The 10,259-nt window shown below is 73.9% G+C and carries 2 protein-coding genes; both read right to left on the reverse strand.

What is annotated here, in order from left to right; all coding sequences use genetic code 11:
* A partial coding sequence (locus G3I40_RS33955; protein WP_164558677.1) for a type I polyketide synthase occupies nucleotides 1–5,450 on the reverse strand: 5,450 nt, incomplete at its 3' end.
* 9 nt (nucleotides 5,451–5,459) lie between these two features.
* Nucleotides 5,460–10,259: type I polyketide synthase (locus G3I40_RS33960; RefSeq protein WP_164558678.1), on the reverse strand; the 4,800-nt coding region annotated here is incomplete at its 5' end.

The raw sequence follows: 10,259 nt of genomic DNA on the forward strand, positions 1-10,259 counted from the left end.
GCGATGTCGCAGGCCACGACGCGGACGGCCGCGCCCGCGTCCTGCAGGTCCGCGACCAGCTCGGCTGCCCCGTCGGCCGCCGGTCCCCGGCGGCTCGCCAGCACCAGGCTGCGCACGCCGTGTTCGGCGACGAGGTGCCGCGCCACCAGTGAGCCCACTCCCCCGGTCCCGCCGGTGACCAGCACGGTGCCGCCGCCGAAGCCGCCGCCGACCTCCAGGACCAGCTTGCCGACGTGGCGGCCCTGGCTCATCTCGCGGAACGTCCTGCGGGCGTCGCGGATGTCGCGTACGGAGACCGGGTTCGGCCGGATCCGCCCGTCGGCGAACAGTTCCATGACGGTCCGGAACATCTCGTGGATCGCCTCCGGGCCCGCCTCGTAGAGGTCGAAGGCCTCGTAGTCGACTCCGGGGTGGTCGGCCGCCACTTGCTCGGGGTCGCGGATGTCCGTCTTTCCCATCTCGACGAAGTGGCCGCCGTCGGGCAGCAGGGTCAGCGAGGCGTCGACGAAGGTGTGCGCGAGGGAGTTCAGTACGACGTCCACGCCGTGTCCGTCGCCACAGGCGCGGAACGTCTCGGCGAAGCCGAGGTCCCGGGAGGACGCCAGGTGCGCGTCGTCCAGCCCCATGCCGCGCAGGACGGGCCACTTGGCCGGGCTCGCGGTCGCGTAGACCTCGGCGCCGACGTGCTGCGCCAGCTGGACGGCGGCCATGCCGACGCCGCCTGCCGCGGCGTGGATGAGGATCCGCTGCCCCTTCTCGAGCTTCGCCACGTGGAAGAGTCCGTGGTAGGCGGTGAGGAAGGTGGTCGGCACGGACGCCGCCTCGGCGAAGCTCCATCCGTCGGGGACGGGGGTGAGCATGCGGTGGTCGGCGACGGCCACGCGGCCGAAGGCGCCGGTGAAGATGCCGGTCACCCGGTCGCCCGGCGCGAACCGGGTCACGTCGTCGGCGACCTCCAGTACCACTCCGGCGCCCTCGCTGCCGAGTCCGGCGTCGATGGCCGTACGGTCCACCAGGCCCAACGCGATCGTGACGTCACGGAAGTTGAGCCCGGCGGCCCGCACGGCGATGCGGACCTGTCCGCTCGTCAGGGCCGCCTCCACTTCGGGGCACGGGACCCAGGTCAGGTTCTCCAGCGTGCCCTTGCGCAGGATGCCGAGCCGGTGGGCGCCGTCCGCCGGGGGTTCGATCCGGTGGTCCTCGGGTGCGGCGGACGTGAGGCGCGGGACGAGGAACGCGCCGTCGCGCAGGGCCAGTTGGGCTTCGTCGAGGGCGAGCGCGTCCGGGAAGCGCGCCCGGGACGTCCTCTCGTCGTCGATGTCCACCAGCCGGAACCTGCCGGGGTGCTCCGTCTGCGCGGACCGGATCAGGCCCCACACGGACGCGCCGGGGAGGCTCTCGACGTTCTCCGTGGCGTCGGTGGGCAGGGCGCGGCGGGTGAGCACCACCAGCGTGGAGTCGGCGAGCCGGTCCTCCGTGAGGAACCGCTGGACCCATTCCAGTACGCGCTTGTCGGCGCTGCCCACCGCGGCCGGCAGGTCGGGGTCGGCGGCGGAGAAGTCGTCGGGGCACAGCACGAGGTGCCCCGGCGCCGCCGCCCCTGTGGCGAGGACCTCCTCCAGGGACGCGTAGACCGCGACATTGGCGTCGCCCGCTTCGGGCAGCCGTGCGGCGAGGCCGTCGCGCGGGCCGAGGACCCCCCACTGTCCGGGGTGGGTCCGCGGGCTCTGCCGGGCCGGGCGCCATCGCAGTTCGTACAGCGACTGCTTCGGTCCGCCGCGCGCCGCGCGCACCTGTCCGGCGCTCGCCGGGCGGAACGTCAGCGCTTCGACGTGGGCGATCGCGCGGCCGTGCTCGTCGGCGACGGCCAGGGAGACGACGCCCTCGCCGACCCGGGTGAGCCGGACCTTCACGCGCGGGCCGCACGCGCCGACCAGGTCGACCCCGGACCACGCGAAGGGCATCCAGCCCTGCTCGCCCGTCACCTCGACGAAGCCGCCGGCCACGGCCGCGTGCAGGACGGTGTCGATCAGTGCCGGATGGAGTGTGTACGCGCCGTCGGCCGCGCCTGCGGCGGTCTCCGGCAGGGCGGCGAGGGCGAACAGGTCGTCGCCGTGCCGCCAGACCTCTTGCAGCCCGCGGAACGTCGGGCCGTAGTCGAAGCCCGCGTCGGCGAAGGCGTCGTAGAGTCCGCCGATGTCGAGGCGCGTCGCCTTGGCCGGCGGCCAGACGGCGAGCGGGCGCGCGTCCTCGGACCACGCGGCGGCGGCCCGCGATGCGCTCGGTGCGAGGGTTCCCCTCGCGTGCCGCGTCCAGCCACCCACCGCCGGGGCGTCCTCGCCGGGGCGCGCGTACACGTCCAGGCAGCGGCGTCCCGTCGCGTCCGGCGCGCCGACGGCGACGCGCACCTGTACGTCGCCCCGGTCGGGAAGGATCAGGGGTACTTCCAGGGAGAGTTCCTCGACCACGGTGCATCCGACGTACGCGCCGACCGACAGGGCGAGGTCCATGTGGGCCGTCGCCGGTACGACGACCGCGCCGAACACGGTGTGGTCGGCAAGCCAGTCGTGGGTGCGCAGGGACCACAGGTCGGTGAACACCACTTCGTCGGTTCCCGGGTGCTCCACCACGGCGCCGAGCAGCGGGTGGTCCGGGGCCGTCAGACCGGCGGAGGCGACGTCCGCCGACTCCATCGCGGCCAGGAAGTCCAGCCAGTACCGCTGCCGCTGGAACGCGTACGTCGGAAGGTCCACCCGGCGCCGCGCCCCGAACAGGGCGTCCCAGTCCACCGAACCGCCGCGGACGTGCAGATGGGCCAGTGCGTCGAGCAGTGCCCGGACCGCGCCGCGCTCGCGCCGCGAGGAGGACAGGACCAGCGCGTCGTGCACGCCTTCGCCGGCGAAGGACTCCTTGGTGACGCTCGCGAGCGTCGCTCCCGGCCCCACTTCGAGGAAGACGTCGGCACCGGCCGCGCGGGCGCACTCGACCGCGTCGTGGAAGCGGACGGGTTCGCGGACGTGGCGCACCCAGTACGCGACGGACGTCAGCTCCTGGAGCGTGGCCTCGCGGCCGAACCGGGTCGAGACGATCGGGATCTGCATCTCGCCCGCGGGCAGTTCGTGGACCGCTGCCGCGAACTCGTCCAGGACCGGGTCCATCAGCGGGGAGTGGAAGGCGTGGTCGACCGCGAGCAGTTTCGCCGAGGTGCCGTCCGCGACGAGCCGGTCGCGCAGGGCGTGGACCTGGTCGCGCGCGCCCGAGACCACGACGGACTCCGGGCCGTTGACGGCGGCGATGCCGACGCGGTCGTACGCGTCGAGCAGCGGGCTCACCCGGGCCTGCGGGGCGCGGACGGCCAGCATGGCGCCGCGCTCGGTGACCGTCTGCATGACCCTGCCGCGGGCGGCCACGAGCCTGGTCGCCGTGTCGAGGTCGAGGACTCCGGACACGTGGGCGGCGGCGATCTCGCCGACGGAGTGACCGATCAGGTGGGTGGGCCGCGGGCAGTACTGCGTGAGGAGCCGGTACAGGCTGACCTGGAAGGTGAACAGGGCCGGCTGCGCGATGTCCGTGCGGTCGCGGTCCGCGGGATCGTCGGCGAGGAGTACGGGCTTCAGGGCGAAGGGCAGGTGTGCGTCGAAGCGGGCGCAGATCTCGTCGAGGCTCTGCGCGAAGACCGGGAACGCGTCGTACAACGGCCGTGCCGCGCCGGCCCAGGGGGAGCCCTGGCCGGGGAACATGAGGACGGAGCCGCCGGGTTCCGCGGCGACGCCGCGCACCACGGCGGCGGACTCCGTGCCGGAGGCCAGCGATGCCAGGCCGCTGAGGAGTTCGGCCCGGTCGTGGCCGATGACCACCGCGCGGTGCTCGAAGCGCGTGCGGTCCGACACCAACGACGCGCCGACATCGGCGATGTCCGGGCCCGTCTCGGCGAGGGCGAGGTCACGCAGCTTCTCGGCCTGTGCGCGCAGCGCCTGCTCCGAGCGCGCCGACAGCACCCACGGCACCAACCCGCCTGCGGTGGAAGGCAGTTGAGTGGTCTCTTCGGGTGTCTCCGGTTCGGGTGCCTGCTCCAGGATCAGGTGTGCGTTCGTGCCGCTGGCGCCGAAGCTGGAGATGCCGGCCCGCCGGGGGCGGTCCGCCGCGGCGCTCCATTCCCGTGCCTCGGTGAGGAGTTCGACCGCCCCGGCCGACCAGTCCACGTGCGTCGAGGGACGGTCCACGTGCAACGTCTTGGGCAGCACCCCGTGGCGCATCGCCATCATCATCTTGATCATGCCGCCGACACCCGCAGCCGCCTGCGTGTGCCCGGTGTTCGACTTCAACGAACCCAGCCACAGCGGATTGCCCGGGTCCCTGTCCTGTCCGTAGGTGGCCAGCAGCGCCTGCGCCTCGATGGGGTCGCCGAGCGTCGTACCGGTCCCGTGCGCCTCCACGACGTCCACGTCGCCCGCCTGCACCCGGGCGTTCGCCAACGCGGCCCGGATCACGCGCTGTTGGGCCGGTCCACTGGGCGCGGTGAGGCCGTTGGACGCCCCGTCCTGGTTGATCGCCGAGCCGCGGATCACCGCCCAGACGCGCCGCCCGTTGCGCCGCGCGTCCGACAGCCGCTCCAGGACCAGCATGCCGACGCCCTCGGAGAAGCCGGTGCCGTCGGCCGCGTCCGCGAACGCCTTGCACCGCCCGTCCGCCGACAGGCCCCGCTGCCGCGAGAACTCCCGGAACACCTGCGGCATCGCCATGACGGTGACGCCGCCGGCCAGGGCGAGGCCGCACTCGTCCTGCCGCAGCGACTGCACCGCCTGGTGGACGGCGACCAGCGACGACGAGCACGCGGTGTCCGTCGACACGGCAGGGCCTTCCAGGCCCAGCGCGTACGACACCCGCCCGGACGCCACGCTCAGCAGGGAGCCGGTCTGCGCGTAACCCGAGATGGCCTCGGGAGTGGAGAAGTGGTTGCCGTACCCGAAGTACGCGAGGCCGGCGAAGACGCCGGTGTCGCTGCCGTGCAGGGTCTGCGGGTCGATGCCGGCCCGCTCCAGGGACTCCCACGAGGTCTCCAGGAGCAGCCGCTGCTGCGGGTCCATCGCCAGCGCCTCGCGCGGGCTGATCCCGAAGAACTCCGCGTCGAAGTCGCCCGCGTCGCGCAGGAACCCGCCCGAGCGCGTGGAGCAGGTGCCCGGCCGGTCCGGGTCCGGGTCGTACAGGCCCTCCAGGTCCCAGTGGCGGTCGTCCGGGAAGTCCGACACGACGTCCGCGCCCGCCCGCACCAGCTCCCACAGGGCCTCCGGGGACGTCGCTCCGCCGGGGAAGCGGCAGGCGACACCGACCACGGCGATGGGCTCGGCCGCGGCCTCCGTCACCGCCTGCAGGCGCTTGCGCGTCTCGATGAGCTCGATCGACGTCCGCTTGAGGTAGTCGAGGACATCGGCGTTGCTGTCGTTGGTCATCGCTCTCCTCTAGCCGAGCTCTTTGTCCAGGAGCGAGAGAAGTTCTCCCGCCGAGGCCGAACTGATCTGGTCGACGAGGGCGACCGGTGTCCCGGCGCCCGCCATCGAGCGGACTCGGCCCTGCACCTCGCCGAGCAGCGTGGCGAGGTTCGCCTTGTCCTCGTCCGCGAGCTCGCGGAACGCGTCCTCCAGCCGGGCGCCGAGGCCTTCGATCTCCTTGGCCAGGTGGGCGGCCCCGCAGGCCGGGCCCGCGTCGGCGCCGGGGCTGATCCGGGCGGTCAGGAACTGTGCGAGGGCGCTCGGGTTCGGGTGGTCGTAGACGAGCGTGGCGGGCAGTTTCATGCCGGTCAGCGCCGCCAGTCTGTTGCGCAGCTCCAGTGCCGTGAGCGAGTCGATGCCCTGCTTCTTGAAGGGCGCCGCGGCGCTGATCCGTCCGGTGTCGGCGTGGCCGAGGACGAGCGCGGTCTGTGTCCTGACGGCGTCGAGCAGGACCGCTGCCGCCTCGGCCGGGGCCAGCGTGCCCAGTTGCCGCGCGAGCCCGGTACCGATGGGCTCCTCCCTGTTCCCCGGGTCACCGGGTCCGGGGTGCGTTCCGCTCAGCGCGCGCAGGAGCGGCGACGCCGGGTGGGCGCCGTGGTGCAGGCGTGCGGGGACGAGTACGGGCTGCTCCCGGGCGAGCGCCGCGTCGAAGAGCGCGAGCCCTTCCCGCGACGACAGCGGCAGCACGCCCTGGCGTTGCAGGCGTACGACGTCCGTGTCGCTGAGGTCGGCGACCATCGCGCTGCGTTCGGCCCACAGGCCCCAGCACAGCGAGGTGGCGGCCAGCCCTTGCGCGTGGCGGGTTTCGGCGAGCGCGTTGAGGAACGCGTTGGCCGCCGCGTAGTTGGCCTGGCCCGCCGTGCCGAGCACGCTCGCGACGGAGGAGAACAGCACGAACGCGGAGAGGCCGAGGTGCGAGGTGAGTTCGTGCAGGTGCCAGGCCCCGCGCACCTTCGGTGCGAGAACCGCGTCCACGCGGTCCTCGGTCAGCGCCTCGACGACCCCGTCGTCCAGCACGCCCGCGCAGTGGATCACCGCCGTCAGCGGGTGCTCGGGCTCCACCGCGGCGAGCAGTGCGGCGACGGATTCGCGGCTGGTGACGTCGCAGGCCACGATCTCGATCTCGGCGCCGGCCGCGGTCAGTTCCTCCCGCAGCGCTGCCGCCGCCGGGGCCGCGGGACCGCGCCTGCCGGTCAGCAGGAGGCGGCGCACCTGGTGCCGCTCCACGAGGTGCCGGGCCAGCATGGCTCCCAGTCCGCCGGTGCCTCCCGTGATCAGCACCGTGCCGGATCCGAGTGCGGGCAGGTCCGCCGCGGGGCCGGGTGCCCCGGGAGCGGCCGACGTGCCGTGGGCGGGGGCCAGTTGCGGGGTGGTCACGGTGCCGGACCGGATCTTGAGCTGGGCCTCGCCGGTTGCGGCCGCCGCCGGGACGAGGGCCAGCGAGGCGGGGCGGCCGTCCGTGTCGACGAGTGTGAACCGGCCCGGGTTCTCGGTCTGGGCGCTGCGCACGAAGCCCCACACCGCGGCCGCCGCGGGGTCGGTGCGGCGCACCTGCTCGTCGTGGCAGGCGTCCCGCGTCACGAGGACCAGGCGTGCGTCGCCGAACCGGTCGTCGGCGAGCCAGTCCCGCGTCCACCGCAGGACTCGGTGCAGGGTCCGCCCGACGGCGCCGGGTGTGTCCTCGTGGGCGTCGGCGTCCGCGCGGTCGATGCCGACGAGGACGACCGGGGGTGTCTGCCCGCCGGAAGCGGCGAGTTCCGCGAGATCGGCGAAGACGGCGATGTCCTGTCCGGGGGCCGCCGGGACCGCAGCCGGGTCTCCGAGGACCGCGTACCGGACCGGGTCGCGGCCGGACGGTACGGGGACCCAGTCGACCTGGAACAGCGAGTCCCGTTGGTCGAAGCCCAGCTCGGTCAGCTGCTGGACGTCCGCGGGCCGCAGGCTCAGCGACGCGAGCGCGCCGACCGGCGCACCGTCCTGGTCCGCGAGGGTCACGGACACCGCGTGGTGCCCCGTGGGTGCGAGACGCACGCGCAGGACGGTGGGGCGGGCCGGCTTCAGGCGCAGGCCCGTGCAGCGGTACGCCAGCAGGCCCTCGGGCCCGTCGGCGTCGACCGTCCTGCCGAGCCCGATCGGGAGCAACGCGGCTTCGAGCAGCGCCGGGTGGATACCGAACCGGTCCCGGTCCGCACTGTCGGGCGCGGGCAGCTCCACCTCCGCGTACAGGACGTCGTCGCGCCGCCACACCTCCTTGAGCCCGCGGAACAGCGGCCCGTGGCGGAACCCGAGGGCGGCCAGCCGGTCGTACCCGTCCGTGAAGGGCACGCCGACGGCGCCGGCGGGAGGCCACGCGCCGAGGGTCTCCTCGGCCCGGTTGTCCCCGGTGGCGGACCCGACGGCGCCGACGGCGTTGCGCGTCCACGCGGCGTCGCCCGCGCCGCGGGAGTACAGGCTGATCACCCGCTTGCCGTCGACGACGACGCGGAGCTCGCGCTCGGCCGTCCGGGACAGCACCAGCGGTGTCTCCAGGGTGAGTTCGTCGATGACGTCGCATCCCACCTTGTGCGCCGCCCACGCCGCCAGCTCCAGCAGCGCCGACGCCGGCACCAGGACGGCGCCGTGGACGACGTGTTCGGCGAGCCACGGATGGCGCTCCAGCGACAGGCGTCCGCTGCCCGCGAGGCCGCCGTGCTCCCCGTCGTCGGGCAGGTCGATCACGGCGTCGAGCAGCGGGTGGTCCGACGTGCTCGCGGCGGTGGTCTCGGCGGGCGCGTCGAGCCAGTAGCGCTGCCGTTGGAAGGCGTAGGTGGGCAGTTCGACCCATCCGCCGTCGCGGTCCGCGAACGCCGTCTCCCACGAGACGGGGACGCCCGCCACGAACGCCTCGGCCGCCGAGCGGTACCACCGTGCGAGTCCGCCCTCGCCGCGGCGCAGCGTGCCCATGACGGCGGCCTCGACGTCCGCGCCGTCCAGGGTCTGTTCCACTCCGACCGTGAGGACGGGGTGGGCGGACGTCTCGATGAAGAACCGGAAGCCCTGTGCGGCCAGTGCCCGGGTCGCGTCCTCGAAGCGGACGGTCCGGCGCAGGTTGGTGTACCAGTACTCGGCGTCCAGCGTCGTGGTGTCCAGCCAGTCGGCCGTCACCGTGGAGAAGAACGGCACGTCGGCCTTGCGCGGCTCAAGTCCCTTGAGGACGCGGGTCAGTTCGTCATGGATGGCCTCCACGTGTGCCGAGTGCGAGGCGTAGTCCACGGGCACGCGGCGGGCCCGGGTCCCGTCGGCCTCACAGGCGGCCAGCAGGGCGTCCAGCTCGGCCACGTCGCCCGAGACCACCACTGACGCGGGCCCGTTGACCGTCGCGATCGACAGTCCGTCGGTCAGCCGCGCGCGGACGTCGTCCTCGGGCAGTGCGAGGGACACCATGCCGCCGTGTCCGGACAGCGCCAGGATCGCCTTCGAGCGCAGGGCCACCACCTTCGCCGCGTCCTCGACCGAGAGGGCTCCCGCGACGCACGCGGCGGCGATCTCGCCCTGCGAGTGGCCGACGACGGCGTCCGGCCGCACCCCGTACGAGCGCCACACCTCGGCCAGCGACACCATCACGGCCCACAGCGCGGGCTGCACGACGTCCACCCGCTCCAGCGCCTCGGCGTCCCCGAGCACCTCGGACAGGGACCAGTCCACGTACGGCGCCAGCGCGTCGGCGCACTCCTGCATCCGCGCCGCGAACACCGGGGAGGACTCCCACAGTTCCCGCCCCATCCCGGCCCACTGCGCCCCCTGGCCCGGGAAGACGAACACGGTCCTGCCTCCCGGGCGGGCGACCGCGGACACCGCTCCGGCCAGGCCGCTGTCGTCACCGTCGGCGACGGCGGCCAGGGCGGTGAGCAGTGTGTCCCGGTCGGCGCCGAGCACCACCTGACGGTGCTCGAACAGGGAGCGCGTCGTCACCAGGGCGTGGCCCACGCCCGCGGGCGACAGCCGCGCGTCCGCGGCCACCAGGTCCCGCAACCGGGCCGCCTGTTCCCGCAGCGCCTGCTCCGACCGGGCCGACAGCACCCACGGCACCAACTCACCTTCAGTGGAAGGCAGTTGAGTGGTCTCTTCGGGTGTCTCCGGCTCGGGTGCCTGCTCCAGGATCAGGTGTGCGTTCGTGCCGCTGATGCCGAAGGCGGAGATGCCGGCCCGCCGCGGGCGGTCCGTCGCGGCGCTCCATTCCCGTGCCTCGGTGAGCAGTTCGACCGCCCCGGCCGACCAGTCCACGTGCGTCGAGGGACGGTCCACGTGCAACGTCTTGGGCAGCACCCCGTGACGCATCGCCATCATCATCTTGATCATGCCGCCGACACCCGCAGCCGCCTGCGTGTGGCCGATGTTCGACTTCAACGAACCCAGCCACAGCGGATTGCCCGGGTCCCTGTCCTGGCCGTACGTGGCCAGCAGCGCCTCCGCCTCCATCGGGTCGCCGAGCTTCGTGCCGGTCCCGTGCGCCTCCACCGCGTCCACGCCGTCGGCCGCCAGTCCGGCGTCGGCCAGGGCGGCCCGGATGACCGCTCGCTGCGCCCGTTCGTTCGGCGCGGTGAGGCCGTTGGACGCCCCGTCCTGGTTGATCGCCGAGCCGCGGATCACCGCCCAGACGCGCCGCCCGTTGCGCCGCGCGTCCGACAGCCGCTCCAGCACCAGGACGCCCGCGCCCTCGGAGAAGCCGGTGCCGTCGGCCGCGTCCGCGAACGCCTTGCACCGCCCGTCCGCCGACAGGCCCCGCTGCCG

This window comes from Streptomyces sp. SID14478 (assembly GCF_010548525.1).
GTDB lineage: Bacteria > Actinomycetota > Actinomycetes > Streptomycetales > Streptomycetaceae > Streptomyces.